Origin of the sequence: Brevibacillus aydinogluensis (genome assembly GCF_961514395.1) — a bacterium.
GTDB lineage: Bacteria > Bacillota > Bacilli > Brevibacillales > Brevibacillaceae > Brevibacillus > Brevibacillus aydinogluensis.
Genome location: NZ_OY569118.1, coordinates 469,471 through 492,500 on the forward strand (window position 1 = coordinate 469,471; position 23,030 = coordinate 492,500).

The window sequence follows — 23,030 nt, forward strand, 5'->3', positions numbered from 1 at the left end:
GGTGTGTCGCTTACACATACGTAGAGACTCATTATCAGTATCGGCAGAAGCTGACTGCGGGTGAAGACAAACATTTGTTCGAATTTCCGCTTATTTTTTGAACGATTGTGCTATAATGGGAAATGACATGTGACAAGGAGATGAACGAGGGAATGGACCGTTTTGAATTGGTATCGGAGTATCAGCCGTCCGGTGACCAGCCAACCGCCATTGCCCAACTGGTGGAGGGCGTAAAAGCGGGCAAGCGTCACCAGACGCTGCTGGGGGCGACCGGTACGGGAAAAACCTATACGGCGGCGCAGGTGATCGCCCAGGTGAACAAACCGACGCTGGTGATCGCCCACAATAAGACCTTGGCGGCACAGTTGTGCGCCGAGTTCAAGGAGTTTTTCCCCCATAACGCCGTCGAATACTTCGTCAGCTACTACGACTACTACCAACCGGAAGCGTACATTCCCCAAACAGATACCTATATTGAAAAAGACTCCAGCATCAACGACGAGATCGACAAGCTGCGCCACTCGGCCACCAGCGCCTTGTTCGAGCGGCGGGACGTGATCATCGTCGCGTCCGTCTCGTGCATTTACGGGTTGGGTTCTCCGGAAGAGTACCGGGAGCTTGTGCTGTCGCTGCGCGTCGGGATGGAGAAAAGCCGGGACGAGGTGCTGCACCGGCTGGTGGACATCCAGTACGACCGCAACGACATCAACTTCGTCCGCGGGACCTTCCGCGTCCGCGGCGACGTCGTGGAGATTTTCCCCGCGTCCCACGGCGAACATGCGATCCGCGTGGAGTTTTTCGGAGACGAAATCGAACGGATCACGGAGATTGACGTGGTGACCGGAGAGATTATCGGCCAGCGCGACCACGTCGCCATCTTTCCGGCATCCCACTACGTGACCCGCGACGAGAAAATGAAGCGGGCCATCCAGAGCATTGGAGCGGAGCTGGAAGAGCGGCTGGCCGAACTGCGCGCCGCAGGCAAGCTGCTGGAGGCGCAGCGCCTGGAGCAGCGCACCCGCTACGACATGGAAATGCTGGCGGAGATGGGCTTCTGCTCCGGCATCGAAAACTACTCCCGCCACCTGACGGGGCTGCCGCCGGGACATCCGCCATACACGCTGCTCGACTATTTCCCCAAGGACTTCCTCGTCATCATCGACGAGTCGCACATGACCCTGCCGCAGATTCGCGGGATGTACAACGGGGACCGGGCGCGCAAGGACGTCCTGGTCGAACACGGCTTCCGTCTGCCGTCGGCGCGGGACAACCGTCCGCTCACCTTCGAAGAGTTTGAGTCAAAGGTGAATCAGGCCATCTACATTTCTGCCACGCCTGGCCCGTATGAGCTGGAGCACTGCCCGGTCCTGGTGCAGCAGGTGATTCGTCCCACCGGCCTGGTTGACCCGACCATTTCCGTGCGGCCGATCAAGGGGCAGATCGACGACCTGATCGGCGAGATCCGGGCCACGATCGCCAAGGATGAGCGCGTGCTGGTCACGACGCTGACGAAAAAGATGGCCGAGGACTTAACCGACTATCTGAAGGAAATCGGGATCAAAGTGCGCTACCTGCACTCCGACATCAAGACGATCGAGCGGATGCAGATATTGCGCTCCCTGCGACTTGGGGAATTTGACGTGCTGATCGGGATCAACCTCCTGCGGGAGGGGCTTGACCTTCCCGAAGTGTCGCTGGTGGCGATTCTCGACGCGGACAAGGAAGGCTTCCTCCGCAACGAACGCTCGCTGATCCAGACGATCGGCCGGGCGGCCCGCAACGCCGAGGGACGCGTCATCATGTACGCCGACCGGATCACCGACTCCATGGCGGCAGCCATCCGGGAGACGGAGCGGCGCCGTTCCATCCAGATCGCGTACAATGAAAAGCACGGCATTACGCCGCAGACCGTGAAGAAAGCCATCCGCGAAGTGATCGAAGCGACGCGGGTGGCAGAAGAAAAAGCGGAATACCTGCCGCATGCAGACTTCAAGAAGATGCCGAAGAAAGACCGCCTGGCCGTGATTGAACGGATGGAAGAAGAAATGAAGGAAGCAGCACGAAATCTGATGTTTGAACGCGCGGCCGAACTGCGAGACTTGATACTGGAGCTGAAGGCAGAGCTCTAAGAAAAGAGGTATGTACATGCCATTGGAAAACATCGTAGTAAAAGGCGCTCGCGCCCACAACCTAAAAAATATCGACGTCGTCATCCCCCGGGACAAGTTCGTCGTACTGACGGGACTCTCCGGTTCCGGGAAGTCGTCGCTTGCGTTTGACACGATTTACGCCGAAGGTCAGCGGCGCTACGTGGAATCCCTCTCTGCGTACGCCCGCCAGTTCCTCGGACAGATGGACAAACCGGACGTGGACTCAATCGAAGGGCTGTCCCCGGCCATCTCCATCGACCAGAAGACGACCAGCCGCAACCCGCGCTCCACAGTGGGCACCGTGACGGAAATCTACGATTATCTGCGGCTGCTGTATGCCCGCGTGGGGCGGGCGATTTGTCCGGAACACGGAATTGAGATCAAGTCGCAGACGATCGAGCAGATGGTGGACCGGGTGATGGAGTATCCGGAACGCACCCGTCTGCAGATTCTCGCCCCGATGGTGCAGGGGCGGAAAGGAGAGCATGCCAAGCTCCTGGAGGACATCCGCAAGCAGGGATTTGTCCGTGTACGGGTGGACGGGGAGATTCGTGACCTGTCCGAAGAGATCAAGCTGGAGAAAAACAAAAAGCACAACATCGAGGTCGTTGTCGACCGGATCGTGGTCAAGCCCGACGTACAGGCCCGGCTGGCCGACTCGCTGGAGACAGCGCTGCGCCTGGCGGACGGCAAGGTAATCGTCGACGTGATCGAGCAGGAAGAGCTCCTGTTCAGCGAAAAGCATGCATGCCCCGTGTGCGGCTTTTCCATCGGAGAGCTTGAGCCGCGCATGTTTTCATTCAACAGCCCGTTTGGAGCCTGCCCGGAGTGTGACGGGCTGGGCGTCAAGCTGGAAGTGGACCCGGACCTGGTCGTGCCGGACGTGACCAAGACGCTGGCCGAGGGCGCCATTGAAGCGTGGGAGCCGAAGTCGTCCACCTACTATCAGCAGCTGCTGGAATCCGCCTGCCGCCACTTTGGCATCAGCATGGACATTCCGTACGAGGAATTGCCCGACGAGCATCGGCAAATCCTGATGTACGGCAGCCAGGGGGAAAAAATCCAGTTCCGCTACGAAAACGAGTTTGGCCAGGTGCGGGAAGCAACGATCGCCTTTGAAGGGGTCATCCCCAACCTGCAGCGGCGCCACCTGGAGACCAGCTCCGACCACATCCGCGAGCAGATTGAGGGCTATATGAGCCAGAAGTCCTGCCCTGTCTGCAAAGGGCATCGGCTGCGGCCGGAGAGCCTGGCGGTGCGCGTCGGCGGCAAAAGCATATCCGAGCTGACCGACCTGTCGATTACGGAGGCGTACCAGTACATCGAAAACCTGGAGCTGAGTGAAAAAGAGGCCAAGATCGCCAACCTGATTATCAAGGAGATCAAGTCCCGGCTCAGCTTTTTGATCGACGTGGGACTGGATTACCTGACGCTCAGCCGGGCGGCGGGGTCGCTTTCCGGCGGAGAGGCGCAGCGCATTCGCCTGGCGACCCAGATCGGCTCCAGCCTGATGGGTGTGCTCTACATCCTGGACGAGCCGAGCATCGGTCTGCATCAGCGGGACAACGCCCGCTTGATCCGGACGCTGGAGCACATGACCAAGCTGGGCAACACGCTGATTGTGGTGGAGCACGACGAAGACACGATGCTCGCCTGCGATTACATTATCGACATCGGCCCTGGGGCGGGGATTCACGGCGGCCAAGTGGTCGCTGCCGGCACGCCGGAAGAAGTGATGAATGACCCCAACTCGCTGACAGGCGCCTACCTGAGCGGGCGCAAGTTCATCGCGGTGCCGCTGGAGCGCCGCAAGCCCAACGGCAAGTGGCTGACGGTGGAAGGAGCCAAGGAAAACAACCTGAAAAATATCTCCGTGAAAATTCCGCTGGGAATGTTTGTTGCGGTGACAGGCGTCTCCGGCTCGGGAAAAAGCACGCTGGTCAACGAGATCCTGCACAAGGCGCTGGCACGCGAGCTCAACGGGGCCAAGGCGAAGCCGGGCGAACATCGACGCATCACCGGTCTGGAACACCTGGACAAGGTAATTGACATCGACCAGTCGCCGATCGGCCGCACGCCGCGCTCCAACCCGGCCACCTACACCGGGGTGTTTGACGACATCCGCGACTTGTTCGCCTCCACCAACGAGGCAAAGGTGCGCGGCTACAAAAAGGGACGGTTCAGCTTTAACGTCAAGGGCGGCCGCTGTGAAGCGTGCAGCGGCGACGGGATCATCAAGATTGAGATGCACTTTCTGCCTGATGTGTACGTGCCGTGCGAGGTGTGCCACGGCAAGCGGTACAACCGCGAGACGCTGGAAGTGAAGTACAAGGGCAAGAGCATCGCTGACGTGTTGGAGATGACGATCGAGGACGCGTTGGAGTTTTTCCGCAACCAGCCGCGGATTGAGCGCAAGCTGCAAACGCTGGTGGACGTGGGGCTTGGCTACATGAAGCTGGGACAGCCGGCCACGACGCTCTCCGGCGGGGAAGCGCAGCGCGTCAAGCTGGCGTCGGAACTCTATCGCCGCAGTTCCGGACGGACGCTGTACATTCTCGACGAACCGACGACCGGGCTGCATACGGACGACATCGACCGGCTGCTGAAAGTGCTGCAGCGGCTGGTGGAGAATGGCGATACCGTGCTTGTGATCGAACACAACCTGGACGTGATCAAGACGGTGGATTACATTATCGACCTGGGGCCGGAGGGCGGCACGCGCGGCGGTCAGATCGTCGCCACGGGGACGCCGGAGGAAGTGGCGGAAGTGCCGGAATCGTACACGGGTCAGTTCCTCAAGCCGATCCTGGAGCGGGACCGCGCCCGGACGCTGGCCAAGCTGGAGCAGTTGGTTACCAAATAAGAGCGGTGCAGTCCGGGCGGAACTGGATCGCATGAACCAAAGGGGCGAGGAGAGCATGGAGTACGCGGCAGAGGCGTTGGCTTCGCTGCCGCCGCGGCTGGTGGAAACGGCGCGGCGCTATTTTGACGGACAGGACCCGGCCCACGACTGGCAGCACAATCTGCGGGTGGTCGCCCTGTGCGAGCGAATCGGACGGGAGGAAGGAGCGGACATGACCGTCCTTCGTCTCGCCGCGCTCCTGCACGACATTGGCCGTGCCGAGGAGAAGCGGACCGGAGAGTGCCACGCGGAAATCAGCGCGCGTGAAGCAGCTGTACTGTTGCGCGACGAAGGGATGGACGAGGGTGTGATTGCCCGCATCCAGAGCGCGATTCTCGCTCACCGCTATCGCAAGGACAGACCGCCAGTGACGAGGGAAGAGCAGATTTTGTTTGATGCCGACAAACTGGATTCCATCGGTGCGATCGGCGTGGCTCGAGCATTTGCTTATTCCGGGGTAATCGGTCAGCCGATCCATTCCGACGACCCTGACCAGCACACACCGGCAAAGGAATTCGAGTGGAAGTTGAGCCGCTTGAAGGACAAGCTGATGACACCGGCTGCCCGGCGGATTGCCGAAGAGCGGCACCGCTTCATGGTGCAATTTTTTGAGCGATGGGAGCAGGAATTGCGCGGGAAGCGGTGAACAACGGACAGCCGGTCCGTAGATGCTTTCTCAACCTGCGAACAAGATAACGCGAATGAAAAAACAGGTCCACTCGTGCAGCGAGTGGACCTGCTTCTGTATATGAACTATACCAGTTTTTCTCGTTGTTCCGGGGGAAGCGGTTCATAAAAGACGCCAACTTTCAGAATGCCAGCAAGATTCAGTGCTGACAGGGAAGCAAAAAAACCACACGTCAGCTTTACGAGTTTCTTCATCACTACCACCCTTTCAAAATGGTTGTTTCCAGGCGGGCTACCAACCGGAATGCTACCGGATGGAGCAACAAGGACTGAAGAAATACAGCCAGTGTGTAGGTCATTGCTAGTCTATAGGATAATTCTACCAGTACGAACGATATAATGCAAGCGCATCCCAGCAGACTGAATGCAACTTTTCTGCTTGTTTGCTTAACGCTTGGCTGATAGTTGACGTAGCTGTGCGCAGCGGGTGCGTGTCGATAGTAGATGACAAACGCCGTGCCAAACCCGAGCAGGATCAGCGCATAGGCCGCTGGTAGGGGGAGCAGCGGGAAGTGTTTGACCAGATAGCCGCCCCCCAGCATTATCAGCAGGCCGACGATCAGGCATGTCCACGGATTTTTCAAGTGGACGCCCCCGGTAATCACGCGATGCAGGAAAAGAACCAGGGAAAAACACAGGGTTTCCAGGAAGATTCCCAACAGCCAGGCTGCGAGCAGCAGCACGGCGGCATTGATCAGATTGAGCAGAAAAATCTCGATGCCGTGGGAAATTTGGCCCGCCGTATAAGGCGAACCTTCCATGGTCAGGCGTTTGGCGATGCGATTGGATACGTTTCGGGTCCAACCCATCAGCACCCCTCCTTGATTTATCTGGAGAGAAAGGAAATGCGGAAACTGGTCACGCCATTCTCAGACTTCACTGCAATCTTGCCGCCGTAGCGTTCGGTCACTGATTTGACCACCGCCAGACCGACTCCGCCCTCACCGTCCTTTTTCGTGGTATAGCCCAGTTGAAAGATTTCCTGCAGTTTTTCTTTTGGGATTGTCGGACCGCTGTTTTCGATGTACAGGTATTGTTCCCGTTTGGTCTGCCCCCACTCGAAATGTATGTAACGATCCTCCTCCAACTCGTGGGAGGTGGCCCGAATGGCATTGTCAAACAGATTGCCCAGGATCTTGATCAAGTCGTAGGTCTTGATAAACGAAAACTGACCGGAGCCGGAGATGGTAATGGTACACGAGATCCGCTCGGCCAGACAGACTGCCATTTTGGACTGAAGCAGGGAACAGACTGCGGGATTTTTGATGCCTTTCAGCACCTGAACGCTCGCCTCCGCCGCCTGTTCGATGGAGACGGTCTCCTTCAGGATGTGCTGTACATATTCGCGAGCGTGATCGAACAATCCTTCTTTGATAAAACCGTTGATCGCCGTGTAATGGTTGAGTGAATCGTGTTTGAGCGAACGGATGGCCGTCAGCAGGTCGTTTATGTTTTGCAAATAGGGCGTTTCCGTCTCTTCTTCCACACGGTTGATCGTCAAATTGATATAAATTCGGAACAAAATCACGATGACGATAAAAAAGGCCAAAATAAAAAGCTGAAAGACCAATTGAAATTGGGGCGTGTAAAATTGGAAGAGCGGCGAGTTGTTGTCCCGGATGAAAAAGGACGTATTCATAAACAGGATCAGCAAAAACTCGACGCTGCCCATCAGAATCAGCATGAACAGGTAGCGGTTGTGCCGATGTCGGGGGATGAGCCGTCCCAGGTCTACTTTTAGCACGCGCATGATACTGCAAAACAGGAACAGGACGAGCAAATAGAGTAAACTGCCGACGTACTGCAACCACTTTCCTTCCAGGATGTCGATCCAGTAGATTTGTTGACTGTTAAAGATCAAGATGAGAACAAATTCCGCCACGATCGTGCTGCCCAAGGCGATCGTCGCCATCGCTACGGACGGCAGCAGCTTCGTGTGGTAAACAACACGCAGCAAGAGAATGAAAAAAAGAAACATCAACAAGATTTTCGGTTGATACGCGACCTGCAACAAGCCCAGCATTTCGCCGAGAGCGGAAAACGGCATGCTGAATAACAAGGCTTTTTTCCAATCTTCGAAGACAGAGCGATTGAAGATGGCAAAACCTATGGCCAGCAATAGGAAGGCTTCGGGTACGTCAATAAGTACGAATCGCAAGAGGAACTCCAAGGTCTTGCCTCCTTTCAATCTTGACCAGGGTATGTAACTGAATGTATTGCTTCTATAATAATATATATAACACGCCAGAGCGGCATCATTTCTATCTTATGAAATAAGTCGAAAAATGTAAATGATCGGACAATTCCGTCTTCGGTCAAGAGTTGTCGTGTCGGCGGCGGTTTCGCTACAATGAACTTACAAGAACAGGACGAGGATTTGCCCAAGGGGGATCAAACGTGCGCAAGACTAAAGTGAGTCATCTCGCAGAGCATTTCCAAATGAAAGTATTAAGCGGTGAGGAGGGGCTGGGCCGGGAGATTACCGTGACGGATTTAAGCCGGCCGGGACTGCAACTCGCCGGCTACTATTCCTATTACGCGGACGAGCGGATCCAACTCCTCGGCTTGACGGAAATCAATTTTTTTCAGACGTTGAGCCGGGAAGAACGGCTGGAACGGATGCGCTTTTTGATGCAGGAGCGGACACCCTGTTTTTGTGTGACGCGCAACCAGCCGGTCCCGGAAGAAGTGCTGATGGTCTCCAACGAACGCGGCGTTCCCGTGCTGCAATCCCCGCTGGCGACGACCACTCTGGTCGGAAAAGTGACCAATTACCTGGAAAACCGGCTGGCGCCGACGACGACAATCCATGGCGTGCTCACCGATATTTACGGGGTGGGCGTGCTGATTATCGGTTCCAGCGGGATTGGCAAAAGCGAGGCGGCGCTGGAGCTGGTGAAGCGGGGGCACCGCTTGGTGGCGGATGACGCCGTGGAGATTCGCCAGACCCAGGGCGGCCAACTGGTCGGCAGTGCCCCCGAGCTGATTCAGCATCTGCTGGAGATCCGCGGGGTCGGGATCATCAACGTGATGACGATGTTTGGTGCCGGGGCTGTGCGCAATGTCAAGAACATTGCCATGGTGGTCCAGCTGGAACTGTGGGAACCGCACAAGCAGTACGAGCGGTTGGGACTGGATGAGGAAAAGATCAAGATCATGGACACGGAAATCCCGATCATCACCGTGCCTGTCCGCCCTGGACGCAACCTGGCCGTCATCATCGAGGTGGCGGCGATGAATTTCCGTTTGAAGCGGATGGGCTACAATGCTGCCGTCCACTTTTCCAAGAAGCAGTCTGACATGATCCTGGAAGACAGCGATTCCGACTTGTAGAAGGCGAGGCAAAAGGACAAGCAGATGAGACAGACCAGGCGTTTTCCCGTCCACGGGGCCAACTCGTTGTGGCAGTTGTATCGGACTGTGAGTTTTTGGAAAGTGGTCAAAAACTTTCTCGTGATTCAGGTTGCCCGCTATACGCCGTTTCTCTCCTGGAAAAACTGGCTCTATCGGACCTTTTTGCGCATGGAGGTGGGGGAGCAAACAGCTGTGGCCCTGATGGTGATGATGGACATCATGTTTCCTGAGCTGATCAAAATCGGCCGCAACTGTGTCATCGGCTATAACACCACGATCCTTGCCCACGAATACCTGGTGGATGAATACCGGCTGGGCGAAGTGCGCATCGGTGACCGCGTGCTGGTGGGAGCCAACTCCACCATTCTGCCGGGCGTGACGATCGGCGATGGAGCAATTGTCGCCGCAGGTACCGTCGTGCACAAGGACGTTCCCCCCGGTGCGTTTGTCGGCGGCAATCCGATGCAGATCATTCGGGAAGCAAGCACCGATCGGCCGGAGTAGTCGCGGAATAATTGTTTTGTCTGAAGCCCCGAACGCTGTGTCGTGAACAGAGCGTCCGGGGCTTTTTGTGCTGTTTTTTTCGGAAGATGCGCACGTTGCGGGGTAAGATGACTGAATTGCTTGATAATTCCTGTTGCGGTTGACGGTCAGGGGGTTCCGTGATAATCTTCTACATAACACTTTAGTTTGCTACCATATTAGCAGAGTAAAGCAAAATCGGTGTGGAGGGAAGAGCGATGACAAAGCCGTTGGGATTTGAAAAACCGCTGGGGATGCGGGACATACTGCCGGAATCACTGGCGAGACAACGGCATTTGGAGCGGGCGCTGCGGCAGTGCATTGAACGGTGGGGATACCGGGAGATCGTCACCCCGTCGCTGGAATATTTCGACACAGTGGGGATGGCGAGCGCGACGCTGACCGATCGGATGTTTCGGCTGCTGGACAAACAGGGCCACACGGTCGTGCTGCGGCCGGACATGACGACGCCGATTGCCCGCGTCGTGTCTTCCTTGTACAAGGACGTGCCGCTGCCGATTCGCCTGTACTACCAGACGAACGTATTTCGCGCCCAGGAAAAGGAAGCGGGCCGCAACGCGGAGTTTTTCCAGACGGGCATCGAACTGGTCGGAGACGGGAGCGTGGACGCTGACGCGGAGGCGATTGCCCTCGCCGTGTTCTGTATGCGTGCGGCCGGGGTGGAGACGTTCCGGATCGCAATCGGCCATGTTGATTTTGTCGAGGGACTGCTGGAGGAGACGGTGCCGGACGAGACGGTGCGCGACCAGTTCCGCCGGTTCCTGTACGAACGGGATTTTGTCGGATTCCGGCAGTTGGCCGACGAATTGGACATCGCGGCGGAAGACCGTCGCCGCCTGCATGCGCTGCTGCGGCTGCGCGGGGGCAAAGGCAAGATTGACGAAGCCCGCGAGCTGACGACAAACGGCAAAGCGCGCCGGGCGGTCGAGAATATCTCGGCACTGTGGGAGGCGTTGGAGGCGTACGGCGTGACCGATGCGCTGCTGCTTGATTTCAACCTGATCAGCAATCTGGACTACTACACGGGTGTCGTGTTTGAGGGATATGCTGCCGATCTGGGCTCGCCGCTGGTGGGAGGCGGCCGCTACGACCATCTGCTGGCCCAGTTTGGACGACCTGCGCCGGCGACCGGGTTTGCCATTAAAATGGACCGGCTGATGCAGGTGACGTCGCTGGCCCCGTCGCCGGAACAGCCGCCTGTGCTGCTCTGCTACACGGAAGGACGGCGCAAGGACGGGCTTGCCGAGGCGCAGCGGCTGCGTCAGGAGGGGCGGGTCGTCGTGACGCGGTTGGTGCGCGACCAGGCGGAGGCGGCGTTGTGCCGGGAGCAGGCCGACGGCGAGTTTATCTGCCTTACGGAACAGGGGGAGTAGGAGATGAGTTTTTCCGACAATGCGCAAAAATTGACGATTGCCATGCCGAAAGGGCGGATCTTTGAGGAAGCGGTTCACTTTTTGCAGCAGGCCGGCTTGCAGGTGACGGGGGAACTGCAGGATTCCCGCAAACTGATCATCCCGGTCGAAAACACCAGTCTGGAGTTTATCCTGGCCAAGCCGACAGATGTGCCCACCTACGTGGAATACGGCGTGGCCGATGTCGGGGTGGTGGGCAAAGACGTGCTGCTGGAAGAGGAGCGGGACGTGTACGAACTGCTTAATTTGCGCATTGGCCGCTGCCGCATGGTGGTGGCCGGCCTGCCCGGCTGGAGACAGACGGAGGCGCCCCGCGTTGCCACCAAGTACCCGCGTATCGCCTCCCGCTATTTTCGCGAGCAGGGGCAGCAGGTCGAGGTGATCAAGCTGAACGGTTCCGTCGAACTGGCCCCGCTGATCGGGTTGGCGGACAGGATCGTGGACATCGTCTCCACTGGCCGGACACTGAAAGAAAACGGGCTGGTGGAACTGGAACACATCTGCGACATTACCACTCGTCTGATCGCCAACCGGGCCAGCTACCGGATGAAGAGCGAGGCCGTGGACGACATCGCGCAAAAATTCTGGGAGGCGATCCCCCGCTAAAGCCCCCCAACGACAGGAAAGGAGAGGTAACCGGCAATGATGCGAATTGTGCAAGCCAATCAGTTCGACGCGAAACGATCGGTGGAAGCGGGAACACGCGAACAGCTGGAAGCGGTGCGGACCATTTTGGCCGATGTACGGGAGCGGGGAGACGAGGCTGTCCGGGCGTATACGGAGCAGTTTGATAAGGTCCGGCTGGAGAACTTTCGGGTAAGCGAGGCGGAATTCGCCGAGGCGGAGGCGTTGGTGGCCCCTGCGGTGAAAGCTGCGTTGACGGAAGCGGCGGCCAACATCCGCGATTTTCACCAGCGGCAGGTGCGCCAGTCGTGGTTTACCGCCAAGGAAAGCGGCACCGTGCTGGGGCAGATTGTCCGGCCGCTGAAGCGCGTCGGTCTGTACGTACCCGGCGGAACAGCCGCCTATCCGTCCAGCGTGCTGATGAACGCCATTCCCGCCAAGATCGCCGGCGTCCCGGAAGTGGTCATCGTCACTCCGCCGGGAGCGGATGGCCGGATCAATCCGGCGATTCTGGTCGCTGCCAGTATCGCCGGCGTACACGAAATCTACAAGGTGGGCGGCGCGCAGGCGATCGCTGCGCTTACCTACGGCACCGCGCAAATCAAGCCGGTGGACAAAATCGTCGGGCCGGGAAACATTTTTGTGGCGCTGGCGAAACGGGAGGTGTTTGGCCTGGTCAGCATCGACATGGTGGCCGGCCCGAGCGAGATCGTCGTATTGGCTGACGAGACGGCCAACCCGCGTTACGTGGCTGCTGACCTGCTGTCCCAGGCAGAGCACGATCCAATGGCGGCCGCCGTGCTGGTGACGCCGTCCCGCACGCTGGCAGAAGCAGTGGCGCAGGAAGTGGAGCGCCAGCTGGCCGAGCTGCCCCGCCGTCACATCGCCGAAGCGGCGCTGCGCGATTATGGCGCCATTTTGCTGGTGAACGATCTGGACGAGGGCTTTGCGGTGGTGAACCGGCTCGCCCCCGAGCACCTGGAGATGTTGATCGACAACCCGTTTGACCAGTTGGGCAAGGTGGAAAACGCCGGGGCTATTTTCCTCGGACCGTACAGCTCGGAGCCGGTCGGGGACTATTTTGCCGGCACCAACCACGTCATCCCCACCAACGGCACGGCCCGTTTCTCCTCACCGCTGTCGGTGGACGACTTTGTGAAAAAATCGAGCGTGGTGTCCTACAGCAAACGGGACCTGCGCGAGCACGGCCATAAAATCGTCACCCTCGCGGAACAGGAAGGGCTGGCCGCTCACGCACGGGCCATTCTGGAGCGGCTCAACGACTTTACCAAAGAAAAGCAGGAGCGTGACCAATCATGAGTGAAAACAGACGGGCGGCGCAGATCGCGCGCACGACCAACGAAACGGACATCGCCCTTTCCTTTGCCGTTGACGGCACGGGAGAAAGCAGACAGGATTCCGGCGTGCCGTTTCTCGACCACATGCTGGACCTGTTTACCCGCCACGGTCACTTTGATCTGACCGTGAAGGCAAAAGGTGACATCGAGATCGACTACCACCACACCGTCGAAGACATCGGCATCTGCCTCGGCCAGGCGCTGCGCGAAGCGTTGGGCGACAAAAAGGGCATCAAGCGCTACGGCAACGCCTTCGTGCCGATGGATGACGCGCTGGCGCAGGTGGTCATCGACATCAGCAACCGGCCGCACCTGGAGTACCGGGCGGCGTACCCGTCGCCTGTGGTCGGGCAGTTTCCCACCGAGCTGGTGCACGAGTTTCTCTGGAAGTTCGCCCTGGAGGCGCGCATCAACCTGCACGTCATTTTGCACTACGGCCACAATACGCACCACATGATTGAAGCCATTTTCAAAGCGCTCGGCCGCGCCCTGGACGAAGCGACGACGATCGATCCGCGCGTCAAAGGCGTACCGTCCACCAAAGGGGTTTTGTGACGATGATCGGCATTATCGACTACGGCATGGGCAATTTGTACAGCTTGAGCAAAGCGCTGGAACGGCTTGGGTACGCCTATGAGTTTGTCTCCCGCCCGGAGCGGCTGAACGACTTTGCCGGCGTAATCCTGCCGGGGGTGGGAGCGTTTGGCGACGCGATGACCAACATCCGCCGGCTTGGACTGGAGGAGGGCATTCGCACGTACGCGGCGTCCGGTCGGCCGGTTCTCGGCATCTGCCTTGGCATGCAGCTGTTGTTTGAAAAAAGCGAAGAGCACGGCACGCACGCCGGTCTCTCTCTGTTGGGCGGGGAGGCCGTCCGTTTTCGCGGCGACTACAAGGTGCCGCACATGGGCTGGAACCAGCTGCAGGTAAAGCAGGAGCATCCCCTCCTGGAAGGCGTGAACAGCGGGGATTACGTCTACTTCGTGCACTCCTACCACGTGCGGGTGAGCGATCCGGCTGTGCTGTTGGCGACCAGCGACTACCATCAGGACGTCACCGCCATTGTCGGGCGGGACAACGTGTTCGGCATGCAGTTTCATCCGGAAAAGAGCGGCGACACCGGCATGCGGCTGCTGCGCAACTTTGCCGGACAGTGCGAGGGGGGAAAAGCATGACATTTACAATCTACCCGGCGATTGATATTCGCGGCGGCAAATGCGTACGGCTGTTCCAGGGCGATTACGCGCAGGAGACGGTGTACGCTGATTCGCCGCTGGAGATGGCCCGCCAGTGGGTGTCTCAGGGAGCGTCCTGGCTGCACCTGGTCGACCTGGACGGGGCCAAGGCGGGGCAGCCGGTCAACGGCGAACTGATCAAGGAGATCGCACGCGCCGTGCCGGTACCGGTGCAGGTGGGCGGCGGCATCCGCACGGAAGAGCAGATTGCCGACTATCTTGAGGCGGGGGTCGCACGCGTGATTCTCGGCACGGCGGCCATTGAGGACGAGCCGTTTACACAGCGGATTTTGAGTCGGTACCAAAGCAGCGTGGCGATCGGACTGGACTGCCGCAACGGCATGGTAGCCACCCGCGGCTGGCTGACCACGACGGACGTGTCTGCGGTGGAACTGGCAAAGCGGCTCGTCTCGTACGGAGCGGAGACGTTCATCTACACGGACATCGCCCGGGACGGCACGCTGACTGGACCCAACGTGGAGGAGATCGCCGGGCTGGCGAAAGCCACCGGCAAATCGGTCATCGCTTCGGGCGGCGTAAGCGCGCTCGACGATCTGCTGACGCTCGCAGCCTGCGCGGCGGACGGCGTCTCTGGGGCGATCGTCGGCAAAGCCCTCTACACGGGCGCGTTCACCTTGGCGGAAGCGGTATCCCGGATGGAGGAGCGTGAGTAGCATGCTGGCCAAACGCATCATTCCCTGCCTGGACGTAAAAGACGGCCGCGTCGTCAAAGGCGTGCAGTTCGTCGGTCTGCGGGACGCCGGGGACCCGGTGGAGCTGGCGAAAAAGTACAGCGAAGAAGGGGCGGACGAGCTGGTTTTTCTCGACATCTCCGCTTCTCATGAAGGGCGCAAGACGATGGTGGACGTGATCGAACGGACGGCTGCCAACATCACGATTCCCTTTACCGTCGGCGGCGGGATCAACAGCGTGGAGGACATGAAGCGCATCCTGCGCGCCGGAGCCGACAAAATCTCGCTCAACACAGCAGCCGTGCTGCGGCCGGAGCTGATCCGCGAAGGGGCGACCGTGTTCGGCTCGCAGTGCATCGTGGTCGCCATCGACGCCCGGCGTGTCGGCCCTGATCGCTGGGAAGTGTACACCCACGGCGGACGCAACGCTGCGGGCCGGGACGTGATCGAATGGGCGCGGGAGGCGGAAGCGCTCGGTGCCGGCGAGATCCTGCTCACCAGCATGGACGACGACGGTGAAAAGAAAGGCTTTGGCGTGCAGCTGACACGGCTGGTCTCGGAGGCGGTCGGCATTCCGGTGATCGCGTCCGGCGGCGCGGGCGCGCGGGAGCATTTCTACGACGTGCTGACGGAGGGCAAGGCAGACGCCGCCCTGGCCGCGTCCATCTTCCACTACGAAGAGACATCGATTCAGGCGGTCAAAGAGTACCTGCTTGCGAAAGGAGTTGTCGTGCGGCCATGACCCAAACCGTTTCCTTTGAGCAACTGCTTGGGCAGCTGCGCTTTGATGAAAACGGGCTGATTCCCGCCATCGTGCAGGACGCCGTGAGCAAAGAGGTGCTGACGCTCGCCTACATGAACAAAGAGTCGCTGGCAAAGTCGCTTCAGACAGGAGAGACGTGGTTCTGGAGCCGTTCGCGGCAAGAGCTGTGGCACAAAGGAGCTACGTCCGGCCACACCCAGCGGATTATGTCCATGCGGTACGACTGTGACGGAGACGCCCTGGTCGTGCAGGTCATACCCAACGGCCCCGCCTGCCACACCGGTTCGTACACCTGCTTTGGCCAAACGATTGCGTCCGGAGGGGAAGCGGCGGAGGGGGCAGATCAGACGACTGTCCCTGACCGGTTTGCCATCCTGAACGAACTGGAGCAGCTGATTGCCTCCCGCGAGGCGGAACGGCCGGAAGGGGCGTACACCACCTATCTGTTTGAAAAGGGCGTCGACAAGATTTTGAAAAAAGTGGGCGAGGAAGCGGCGGAAGTGATCATCGCCGCCAAGAACCACAGCCACGACGAACTGCGCTACGAGGCGGCCGACCTGATCTACCATCTGCTGGTTCTCTTGCGGGAGCAAAAGCTGCCGCTGGACGACGTGCTGGCCGAACTGCGAAGAAGACGTTGACGCCACATCACCACTCCCTTTGCCGGGGAGTGGTCAGACTGAAGACAAACGGTTCATTGAGTAAGCGTCCACAAAAAATGATTCCCAGGCCGAAAGGCCTGCCCATTCATCAACCGAAGCGAAAAGACAATCTGCATCGCATGGCGGGATGGGCCAAGCGCGCTCCTTTGACGACCTGCTCAGCGGAAAAACGAAGACGCGGGACTCAACAGGGGACACAAGTCTCACTTCCTTGAAATACCCAGATGTTTGTCCCCTGCCCGCGTCTCGTTTTGGAGCGGACTTCATCCGCTTCTGTGCTGGGCGTCAAGCGAGCGAGCGGGCCCGATCTCCCATGGCCGCGGACTTTGTCTACACGCCGACCACTCCCTTTGCCGGGGAGTGGTTTTTTGCTAGAATGAAAACATCCTCCGAATGGAAAGGTGTGGTGATCATGCAGCATATCGGAAATATCGCAAATGGATTTGCAAACGCTTTCGCAAAACATCTTTTCAAAAGGCGGGGGGCCAATTGATCAAAGGAGAGCGAGTGGAACTGCGGCCGGTCACGGAAGCGGACCTGGTGCGGCAGTTTGAATGGCGAAACGACGAGGAAGTGGCCAAGTGGGCGGCCGGATCGGAGGCGGTCGAGTACAGCAACCTGCTGCTGGAATCGCTGCGGGCGATGTATGCAGAGGCCGTGCGCAGCACACTTCCGTCTGATAATTTGCGCGGGTGCGTATTTTCTGTCTACACTCTGGACGGCGTGCATATCGGCATTTTTTTCGGCAAACGCAAACGGCCGGACAGATCCACGGAAACGAACGACAGGATCGATAGATCGGACAGGCGTCGGACTTGGCGGATGAGATGACAAACAACGGACCGATCAAGCACCTGCACGAAGGACACCTACAGGAGAACACGCCGCTGCGATGGGGGCTTCTGCCAGGCAGGGGCCTTTTTCGATTGGCGGCCGTGGAAACGACGACGCGACGGAAGGAGGACAGCACTGTGAACCGACGATGGTGGGCCATCGCCCTGCTGGCTGTGCTCTGGCTGTACCCCGCGAATGCGTCAGCCGGAGACGTGCTGAGGGTCGTCTTTGACAAGGAGCTGCCTCCGTTTTCCTACACGGACGAACACGGCGACGTCTCCGGATTTAACATCGAGTTGATCCAGGCCATCGCCGAGCAAAACGGCTTTGAGCTGGAGTTCGTGCCGCTGGAGTGGGAGGATGCTGTCTCCTACCTGCTGCACGGCAAAGCGGATGTCCTGCTGGGGATGAAATACACCAGCCGGTACGATCAGGTCGTCGACTTCAGCGAATCGTTTTTCACCATGTCGGAGGTGCTGCTGGTTCCAAAGGACGACAACGAGATCTACACCCTGAACCACTTGAAGGACAAGGTGGTGGCGGTGCAGCGGGGGAATACCGGCATGGATCTGGTGCAGGACATCCGCAGAGTGAAGCTGCTCGTCTCCTTCAACCAGCGGGACGCCCTGGACAATCTGATGCGGGGGAGAGCCGACGCGTTTATCGGAAACCGCTGGACCGCCGCCTACTTTCTCGACAAGGCGGGCAGAAGCGACGACTTTGAGATGCGTTCCGGTCTGATCAACCCGACCGACTACGCCTTCGCCGTGCGGGAGGGCAACTACGCGCTGCTGGACAAGCTGAACAAAGGACTGAACCAGCTGTATCGGGACGGCACCTATACGCGGTTGTACAGCCAGTACTTCGAACCGTATTCGTTGCATGTCACCGACTGGTGGCGAAAACTGGTCATCGCCCTGGTGATCGCGATGGCGATCGTGGTTGTGACGCTGGTGACCATTTTTACCTGGAACAAACGGCTGCAGCAGGAAGTGCGGCGGCAGACGGCTGCACTGGCCGACTTGCTGGCGTTTCAACGCAAGGTGCTGGACAACACGGAGAGCGCCATCCTCTCGCTGGACGTGAGCGGCCACGTGACGCTGGTCAATCAGGTGGCCCGCGGGATGCTGTCCCTGTCCGACAGCGTGTTGGGCCGCCACATCTCCTCCCTCTTACCGCAATTGCCGTTGGAGGCGCCGCTGGAGCAGTTACCCCCTCGTCAGTACGAAGGGGAGTTTCAGTGGGAGCCCGGCTCCATCCGCGTCTTTCACTACTACATGGCGCCGTTTGTCAACGCCTCCCATGAGCACGTGGGCTGGATCGTCAGCTTGCAGGACCGAACGGAGCAGAAGCGGCTGCAGGCCCAACTGGTCGCGCAGGAAAAGATGCGGGCGCTCGGCCAGTTGGTGGCAGGCATCGCCCACGAACTGCGCAATCCGCTGACCGCGATCAAGACATTTGTCGAGCTGCTTCCCAAAAAGCTGGACGACGAGCGCTTCCGGGCGGAACTGCTGCGGTACGTGCCGGAAGAAATGGAGCGGATGAACCGCATTTTGGAGGACCTGCTGGACTACTCCCGTGCCAAACCGCTGCAAATGCAAAACGTCGATCTGCGGGAGTTGGTCGGCTCCGTACTGGGCCTGTTTGCCAGACGGTTGGAGCGCGAGCAGGTGGAGGTGGTCGTGGACGTGCCTGGCGAACTGGTGATCCGGGCCGACCGGGCTCGCGTGAAGCAGGTGCTGATCAACCTGGTGATGAATGCGCTGGAAGCGATGGCATCCAGTCCCCGCAAGCACTTGACCATCCGCGCTGACAGCAGGGCGGGCGGCGTGGAACTGGCAGTGGGCGACACCGGGGAAGGAATGGACACGGAGGAGCTGTCCCGCCTGTTCCAGCCGTTTTATACGACCAAAGCCCAGGGAATCGGCCTGGGGCTCTACCTGAGCGACAGGCTTATGCAGGAGCACGGCGGCCGGATCGAGGCAAGCAGTGCGAAGGGAAAGGGAACCACGTTTACGCTGTGGTTTGAACGACAGGAAAAGGAGGAGAGCCATGCCCAACTTGCTCATCGTGGATGATGAACCGGCCATCTGCGCCTCGCTGTCGTTTGCGCTGGAAGACGACTACACGGTCTGGACAGCCGGAGACGAGCCGAGCGCGCTGGCCGTCGTCCGGCAGGAAGCGATCGACTGCGTCCTGCTGGATTTGAACCTGGGGCACACGTCCGGTTTGGATTTGCTCGCCAAGCTGAAAAGCGTCAAACCGGATGTAACCGTGATCATAATGACGGCGTACGGCACGATCGAATCTTCCGTCGCCGCCATGAAGGCTGGTGCCTACCACTACCTGACCAAGCCGCTGCACCTGGACGAGGTCAGGCTGCTGTTGAACAAGGCGCTGGAATATCAACATCTACACCGACAGGTAAAGGTGCTGAGCGAAGCGGTCAAACAGCAGCAGTCGTATGCCGGGATCATCGGCAAAAGCCAGCCGATGCTGAAGCTCTACCAGTTGATCGAAAAAGTGAAGGATATCACCTCCAGCATCCTGATCACCGGTGAAAGCGGAACGGGCAAGGAACTGGTGGCCCGGGCCATCCACTTCCAGGGCATACGCAGCCACGCGCCGTTTTCGGTGGTCAACTGCGCCGCCATTCCGGAGCAGCTCCTGGAAAGCGAGCTGTTCGGCTACGAGAAGGGAGCCTTTACCGGAGCGTTTCAGCGCAAAGCCGGATTGTTTGAGCGCTCACACGGCGGCACGGTGTTTCTCGACGAGATCGGGGAAATGCCGCTTGCCCTGCAGGCCAAGCTGCTGCGCGTCATTCAGGAGCGAACGGTGACGCCGCTCGGCGGTTTCGAGGCAAAAGAGGTGGACATTCGCATTATCGCCGCCACCAACCGCAATCTGGAGGAGGAAGTGGCCCGGGGAGCGTTTCGCGAAGACCTGTTTTACCGTCTCAACGTCATTCCCATCCGCACTCCGGCGCTGCGGGAGCGGCGCGAGGACATCCCGCTTTTGATCGAGCACTTTCTCGACCTGTACGCCGTCCATTTGGGCAAGGGGAAAAAAGTGTGCAGCCCGGAGGCGCTCAAACGGTTGTACGCCTATTCGTATCCGGGCAATGTGCGGGAACTGGCCAACATCGTCGAGTACGCGGTCGCCCTTTCGCAGGGGGAGATCATCACGACAGAAGACCTGCCGTTTTCTGTCAGTGAGCGGCCATCAGGCAGCCGGACGGTCCCTGCCGGACAAGAGGGCGTCCTGATCCCGGCCGGCATGTCTCTGGAGGAGGCGGAGCGGCGGATCATTTTATACACCCTGGAGCAAAACGGCGGCCACCGGAAAAAGACGGCGGATCAGTTGGGCATCAGCGAGCGGGGGCTGCGGCAAAAACTGAAACAGTACCTGGAATCGGAGGCAACCTCGTAATTTATCAGAAAACCGGAAAATTTGGCGAACCGGCAAAAAATTCCGCATGGACGGGATTTTTTTGCCGGTTTTTTATAGGCGGCGGCAGGAAAACGGCAAAATTTCGCCGTGTTTCGGCATGAGTGTCGGTTGGCACGCCATTTGCTTTTTAAAAGAAATTGTAAACGGTTGCAAAACGCGTAAGGGGGAATATTCGTGTTGAAAAAAATGCTGAACATTTTGTCTTCCACGCTGCTGGTGCTCTCCGTGGCGGCCTGCAGCAGCCCATCTTCGCCTGCGCCGGGAGGAGACAATGCATCCGGCGGCGGTTCCGAGCAGAAGTTTTTGACCATCGCCACCGGCGGAAGCTCCGGTCCGTACTATACGCTCGGCGGTGCGATGGCCAAGATTTACAAGGACAAGCTGGGCTACAACGCCTCTGTCCAATCCACCGGCGCATCCGTGGAAAACATCAACCTGTTGAAGACCAAAAAAGCGGACATGGCGTTTGTCATGTCAGACGTAGCATCGTTTGCCTACAATGGCCAGGAAAACTTCAAGGATGCCGGCGCCATCAAGGACCTGAAGGCCATGGCCGGCCTGTATCTCAACTACGTGCAGATCGTCACGCTGAAAGACCGCAACATCAAATCCGTGGCTGACCTGAAAGGCAAGCGCGTCGGCGTGGGTGCTCCCAACTCCGGGGTGGAGGTAAACGCGCGGATGGTGCTGGCCGGGCACGGCCTCACTTACAACGACATCAAGGCGGACTACCTCTCGTACGCCGAGGCGGTCGAGCAGTTGAAGAACAACACGATTGATGCCGCCTTCGTTACATCCGGGCTGCCGAACTCCACGGTGATCGACCTGATGACCACCAAGGACGTGGAGATCGTGCCGATCAACAAGGAAGACGTGGAGAAAATGGCGCAGCAGTTCCCGTTCTTCGTGTCGGCGGAAATTCCGGCGGGCCTGTACAAGAACGACCAGCCGGTGCCGACCGCTGCAATTCGCAACCTGATGCTGGTGCGCAGCGACTTGTCTGACGATCAGGTGTACAAGCTGACCAAGACGTTCTTTGAAAACCTCGACACGCTGAAGGGCGCCCACAGTGCGGCCAAGGAGATCGAACCGAAGGAAGCGGGCAGCAATCTGGTGGTGCCGCTCCATCCGGGGGCCGAAAAATACTTCAAGGAGATTGGCGCACTCAACTAATCCCGATAATGTTGTGAACCGATTCGCCAGGGAGCAGGGAGGGATGACGGCATGAAGAGATGGGCGATGCGCGTGTTCCTCCTCGTTGTGGGGCTCGTCCTGACAGGGCCCCACCCCTTTTTGCTGCTGAAGGACTTTCATCGGCAGGACATCATCGGAGCGGTACCGCTCGGGATGGACGACCGCTTTGAAATCGAATGGGTTCATTCGGTGGAGCTGACCCCGTGGCGGGAAACGTACCGTGTCCATGGTCTGCGCGGCATGGAGCTGGCCGAAACCTCGTTTCAATCGTTTGGAGCGGGCGTTCCGGCCGCGTTTGCCGACGCGGTTGTCGCAGTCCGCGACGGATGGATCACGGTATCCGGTTTGCACGAACAGCGGGATCGTGTCCTGTATGTCATCTCACGGAAAGATTACAAGCTGACTGCAGGAGGCCAACAGTGGAACTTGGCGGACGTATTGCCGCTGGGTACGTCGTTGGAACTGTCCGTCAGGTGGTTTCCGTGGTGGTACCGGTATTTATACAGCTTGAAGCAGAAAGGAAGTGACGTGTAGGTGAGCACGCAGGCAAACATGCCCAGCCAGGAGGAAATCCGCTTGAACGAGAGCAAGGCCCAGGCTGTCCTGGAGGAGTACGACATGGAAGCACGCTACCGCGTGTTTGAGAAAAAGTGGCTGCGTCTCCTGGTCTCCGGCGTGGCGATCGCTTTTGCCCTGTATCACTTGTACGCCGCGTACGCGATTCCGTTTGTGACCTTGAAGCATCGGTCGCTGCATGTGGCCATTGTGTTATGCCTTATTTTTTTGTTGTATCCAGGCCGAAAAAAGGCGTCCCGCAAACATCTGTCGCTGCTGGATGCGGTGTTTGCCGTAGTGTCGCTGGGCACGGCCGGCTATATTTTTATCTATTACCTGGACATCGTCAACCGCGGAGGGATTCCATCTGCGCTTGACGTGACCTTTGCCACGATCACTTGTCTGTTGGTGCTGGAAGCGTCCCGCCGCGTGGCCGGTTGGGAGCTGACGGCGATGGCCGCCATTTTTGTCGCGTACGCCTATCTTGGTCCGTACCTGCCGGGCGAATTTGGTCACCGGGGGTATACGCTGAGCGATATTTTCAACTACATGTACGTGACGACGGAAGGGATTTTTGGCGACGCCATCTCGGTATCCGCGTCGTTTATCATTTTG

21 protein-coding genes (1 of these 21 running past the window's edge) are annotated in these 23,030 nt (G+C 58.8%); 19 read left to right on the forward strand and 2 right to left on the reverse strand.

From position 1 onward, the window contains the following. The first annotated feature begins 152 nt into the window (after positions 1 to 152). The 3 genes from uvrB to Q7F15_RS02320 are packed head-to-tail and all read left to right on the forward strand — an operon-like array spanning position 153 to position 5,698. On the forward strand, positions 153 to 2,129 hold the full coding sequence (gene uvrB / locus Q7F15_RS02310) for an excinuclease ABC subunit UvrB (RefSeq protein ID WP_171567291.1): 1,977 nt from the start codon (positions 153 to 155) through the stop codon (positions 2,127 to 2,129). Between the two features lie 16 nt (positions 2,130 to 2,145). Beyond that, entirely contained in the window at positions 2,146 to 5,013 is a 2,868-nt protein-coding gene (gene uvrA, locus Q7F15_RS02315; protein ID WP_171567292.1) for an excinuclease ABC subunit UvrA, read from the forward strand. A gap of 31 nt (positions 5,014 to 5,044) precedes the next feature. Then, the gene (locus tag Q7F15_RS02320) at positions 5,045 to 5,698 is read left to right on the forward strand and encodes an HD domain-containing protein (protein WP_376717864.1); all 654 of its coding nucleotides are present in this window, start codon (positions 5,045 to 5,047) and stop codon (positions 5,696 to 5,698) included. 238 nt (positions 5,699 to 5,936) lie between these two features. Here Q7F15_RS02320 and Q7F15_RS02325 read toward each other — a convergent pair whose 3' ends face one another. Both Q7F15_RS02325 and Q7F15_RS02330 read right to left on the reverse strand, forming a co-directional pair. Next, positions 5,937 to 6,548 carry an accessory gene regulator ArgB-like protein gene (locus Q7F15_RS02325; protein ID WP_171567293.1) on the reverse strand — a complete coding sequence of 204 codons (612 nt, stop codon included), beginning with the start codon at positions 6,546 to 6,548 and terminating at the stop codon, positions 5,937 to 5,939. A gap of 17 nt (positions 6,549 to 6,565) precedes the next feature. Beyond that, positions 6,566 to 7,909: a sensor histidine kinase gene (locus tag Q7F15_RS02330; RefSeq protein WP_171567294.1), complete on the reverse strand. Its 1,344-nt coding sequence runs from the start codon at positions 7,907 to 7,909 to the stop codon at positions 6,566 to 6,568. A gap of 227 nt (positions 7,910 to 8,136) precedes the next feature. Here Q7F15_RS02330 and hprK point away from each other — a divergent pair, with 227 nt between their 5' ends. The 16 genes from hprK to Q7F15_RS02410 all read left to right on the forward strand — a co-directional run. Beyond that, the gene (gene hprK, locus Q7F15_RS02335; protein WP_171567295.1) at positions 8,137 to 9,072 is read left to right on the forward strand and encodes an HPr(Ser) kinase/phosphatase; all 936 of its coding nucleotides are present in this window, start codon (positions 8,137 to 8,139) and stop codon (positions 9,070 to 9,072) included. A gap of 24 nt (positions 9,073 to 9,096) precedes the next feature. Next, positions 9,097 to 9,597: an acyltransferase gene (locus tag Q7F15_RS02340; RefSeq protein WP_304415042.1), complete on the forward strand. Its 501-nt coding sequence runs from the start codon at positions 9,097 to 9,099 to the stop codon at positions 9,595 to 9,597. Positions 9,598 to 9,833: 236 nt separating this feature from the next. Beyond that, complete coding sequence (locus tag Q7F15_RS02345; RefSeq protein WP_171567297.1) at positions 9,834 to 11,009, forward strand: ATP phosphoribosyltransferase regulatory subunit; 1,176 nt, start codon at positions 9,834 to 9,836, stop codon at positions 11,007 to 11,009. 3 nt (positions 11,010 to 11,012) lie between these two features. Next, positions 11,013 to 11,654 carry an ATP phosphoribosyltransferase gene (gene hisG, locus Q7F15_RS02350; protein ID WP_171567298.1) on the forward strand — a complete coding sequence of 214 codons (642 nt, stop codon included), beginning with the start codon at positions 11,013 to 11,015 and terminating at the stop codon, positions 11,652 to 11,654. Between the two features lie 39 nt (positions 11,655 to 11,693). After that, positions 11,694 to 12,992: a histidinol dehydrogenase gene (hisD, locus tag Q7F15_RS02355; protein WP_304415513.1), complete on the forward strand. Its 1,299-nt coding sequence runs from the start codon at positions 11,694 to 11,696 to the stop codon at positions 12,990 to 12,992. Beyond that, positions 12,989 to 13,585, forward strand: a complete 597-nt coding sequence (gene hisB, locus Q7F15_RS02360) for an imidazoleglycerol-phosphate dehydratase HisB (RefSeq protein ID WP_171567299.1) — start codon at positions 12,989 to 12,991, stop codon at positions 13,583 to 13,585. Before hisD ends, hisB begins: the two co-directional genes overlap by 4 nt. A 2-nt stretch (positions 13,586 to 13,587) precedes the next feature. Beyond that, a complete protein-coding gene (gene hisH / locus Q7F15_RS02365; protein WP_171567300.1) occupies positions 13,588 to 14,205 on the forward strand; it encodes an imidazole glycerol phosphate synthase subunit HisH in 618 nt (205 codons plus the stop codon). Then, positions 14,202 to 14,939, forward strand: coding sequence for a 1-(5-phosphoribosyl)-5-[(5-phosphoribosylamino)methylideneamino]imidazole-4-carboxamide isomerase (hisA, locus tag Q7F15_RS02370; protein ID WP_304415043.1), 738 nt, complete (start codon positions 14,202 to 14,204; stop codon positions 14,937 to 14,939). The genes hisH and hisA overlap by 4 nt, the downstream gene beginning before the upstream one ends. A gap of 1 nt (position 14,940) precedes the next feature. Beyond that, on the forward strand, positions 14,941 to 15,699 hold the full coding sequence (hisF, locus tag Q7F15_RS02375; RefSeq protein WP_171567302.1) for an imidazole glycerol phosphate synthase subunit HisF: 759 nt from the start codon (positions 14,941 to 14,943) through the stop codon (positions 15,697 to 15,699). Beyond that, positions 15,696 to 16,361 carry a bifunctional phosphoribosyl-AMP cyclohydrolase/phosphoribosyl-ATP diphosphatase HisIE gene (gene hisIE, locus Q7F15_RS02380; protein WP_304415044.1) on the forward strand — a complete coding sequence of 222 codons (666 nt, stop codon included), beginning with the start codon at positions 15,696 to 15,698 and terminating at the stop codon, positions 16,359 to 16,361. Before hisF ends, hisIE begins: the two co-directional genes overlap by 4 nt. Before the next feature lie 510 nt (positions 16,362 to 16,871). Next, positions 16,872 to 17,213: a GNAT family N-acetyltransferase gene (locus Q7F15_RS02385; protein WP_304415045.1), complete on the forward strand. Its 342-nt coding sequence runs from the start codon at positions 16,872 to 16,874 to the stop codon at positions 17,211 to 17,213. A gap of 140 nt (positions 17,214 to 17,353) precedes the next feature. Next, positions 17,354 to 19,294 (forward strand): transporter substrate-binding domain-containing protein, encoded by a 1,941-nt coding sequence (locus tag Q7F15_RS02390; RefSeq protein WP_304415046.1) that lies wholly within the window; start codon positions 17,354 to 17,356, stop codon positions 19,292 to 19,294. Beyond that, on the forward strand, positions 19,269 to 20,645 hold the full coding sequence (locus Q7F15_RS02395; RefSeq protein WP_171567306.1) for a sigma-54-dependent transcriptional regulator: 1,377 nt from the start codon (positions 19,269 to 19,271) through the stop codon (positions 20,643 to 20,645). The genes Q7F15_RS02390 and Q7F15_RS02395 overlap by 26 nt, the downstream gene beginning before the upstream one ends. A gap of 195 nt (positions 20,646 to 20,840) precedes the next feature. Continuing rightward, the gene (locus tag Q7F15_RS02400) at positions 20,841 to 21,839 is read left to right on the forward strand and encodes a TAXI family TRAP transporter solute-binding subunit (RefSeq protein ID WP_438286231.1); all 999 of its coding nucleotides are present in this window, start codon (positions 20,841 to 20,843) and stop codon (positions 21,837 to 21,839) included. 51 nt (positions 21,840 to 21,890) lie between these two features. Then, positions 21,891 to 22,394 (forward strand): DUF1850 domain-containing protein, encoded by a 504-nt coding sequence (locus tag Q7F15_RS02405; RefSeq protein WP_171567307.1) that lies wholly within the window; start codon positions 21,891 to 21,893, stop codon positions 22,392 to 22,394. Continuing rightward, positions 22,395 to 23,030, forward strand: the beginning of a protein-coding gene (locus tag Q7F15_RS02410) for a TRAP transporter permease (protein ID WP_230077449.1). It continues 1,332 nt past the right edge of the window; only the first 636 of its 1,968 coding nucleotides appear in the window; its start codon is at positions 22,395 to 22,397; its stop codon lies beyond the right edge, outside the window. It begins immediately after the preceding gene.

Excerpts from the sequence above, each read along its gene's own strand:
- uvrB (WP_171567291.1), top strand. The coding sequence starts at position 153 with ATGGACCGTTTTGAATTGGTATCGGAGTATCAGCCGTCCGGTGACCAG.
- uvrA (WP_171567292.1), top strand. The coding sequence starts at position 2,146 with ATGCCATTGGAAAACATCGTAGTAAAAGGCGCTCGCGCCCACAACCTA.
- Q7F15_RS02320 (WP_376717864.1), top strand. The coding sequence starts at position 5,045 with ATGAACCAAAGGGGCGAGGAGAGCATGGAGTACGCGGCAGAGGCGTTG.
- Q7F15_RS02325 (WP_171567293.1), bottom strand. The coding sequence starts at position 6,548 with ATGGGTTGGACCCGAAACGTATCCAATCGCATCGCCAAACGCCTGACC.
- Q7F15_RS02340 (WP_304415042.1), top strand. The coding sequence starts at position 9,097 with ATGAGACAGACCAGGCGTTTTCCCGTCCACGGGGCCAACTCGTTGTGG.
- Q7F15_RS02345 (WP_171567297.1), top strand. The coding sequence starts at position 9,834 with ATGACAAAGCCGTTGGGATTTGAAAAACCGCTGGGGATGCGGGACATA.
- hisG (WP_171567298.1), top strand. The coding sequence starts at position 11,013 with ATGAGTTTTTCCGACAATGCGCAAAAATTGACGATTGCCATGCCGAAA.
- hisD (WP_304415513.1), top strand. The coding sequence starts at position 11,694 with ATGCGAATTGTGCAAGCCAATCAGTTCGACGCGAAACGATCGGTGGAA.
- hisB (WP_171567299.1), top strand. The coding sequence starts at position 12,989 with ATGAGTGAAAACAGACGGGCGGCGCAGATCGCGCGCACGACCAACGAA.
- hisH (WP_171567300.1), top strand. The coding sequence starts at position 13,588 with ATGATCGGCATTATCGACTACGGCATGGGCAATTTGTACAGCTTGAGC.
- hisA (WP_304415043.1), top strand. The coding sequence starts at position 14,202 with ATGACATTTACAATCTACCCGGCGATTGATATTCGCGGCGGCAAATGC.
- hisF (WP_171567302.1), top strand. The coding sequence starts at position 14,941 with ATGCTGGCCAAACGCATCATTCCCTGCCTGGACGTAAAAGACGGCCGC.
- hisIE (WP_304415044.1), top strand. The coding sequence starts at position 15,696 with ATGACCCAAACCGTTTCCTTTGAGCAACTGCTTGGGCAGCTGCGCTTT.
- Q7F15_RS02395 (WP_171567306.1), top strand. The coding sequence starts at position 19,269 with ATGCCCAACTTGCTCATCGTGGATGATGAACCGGCCATCTGCGCCTCG.
- Q7F15_RS02405 (WP_171567307.1), top strand. The coding sequence starts at position 21,891 with ATGAAGAGATGGGCGATGCGCGTGTTCCTCCTCGTTGTGGGGCTCGTC.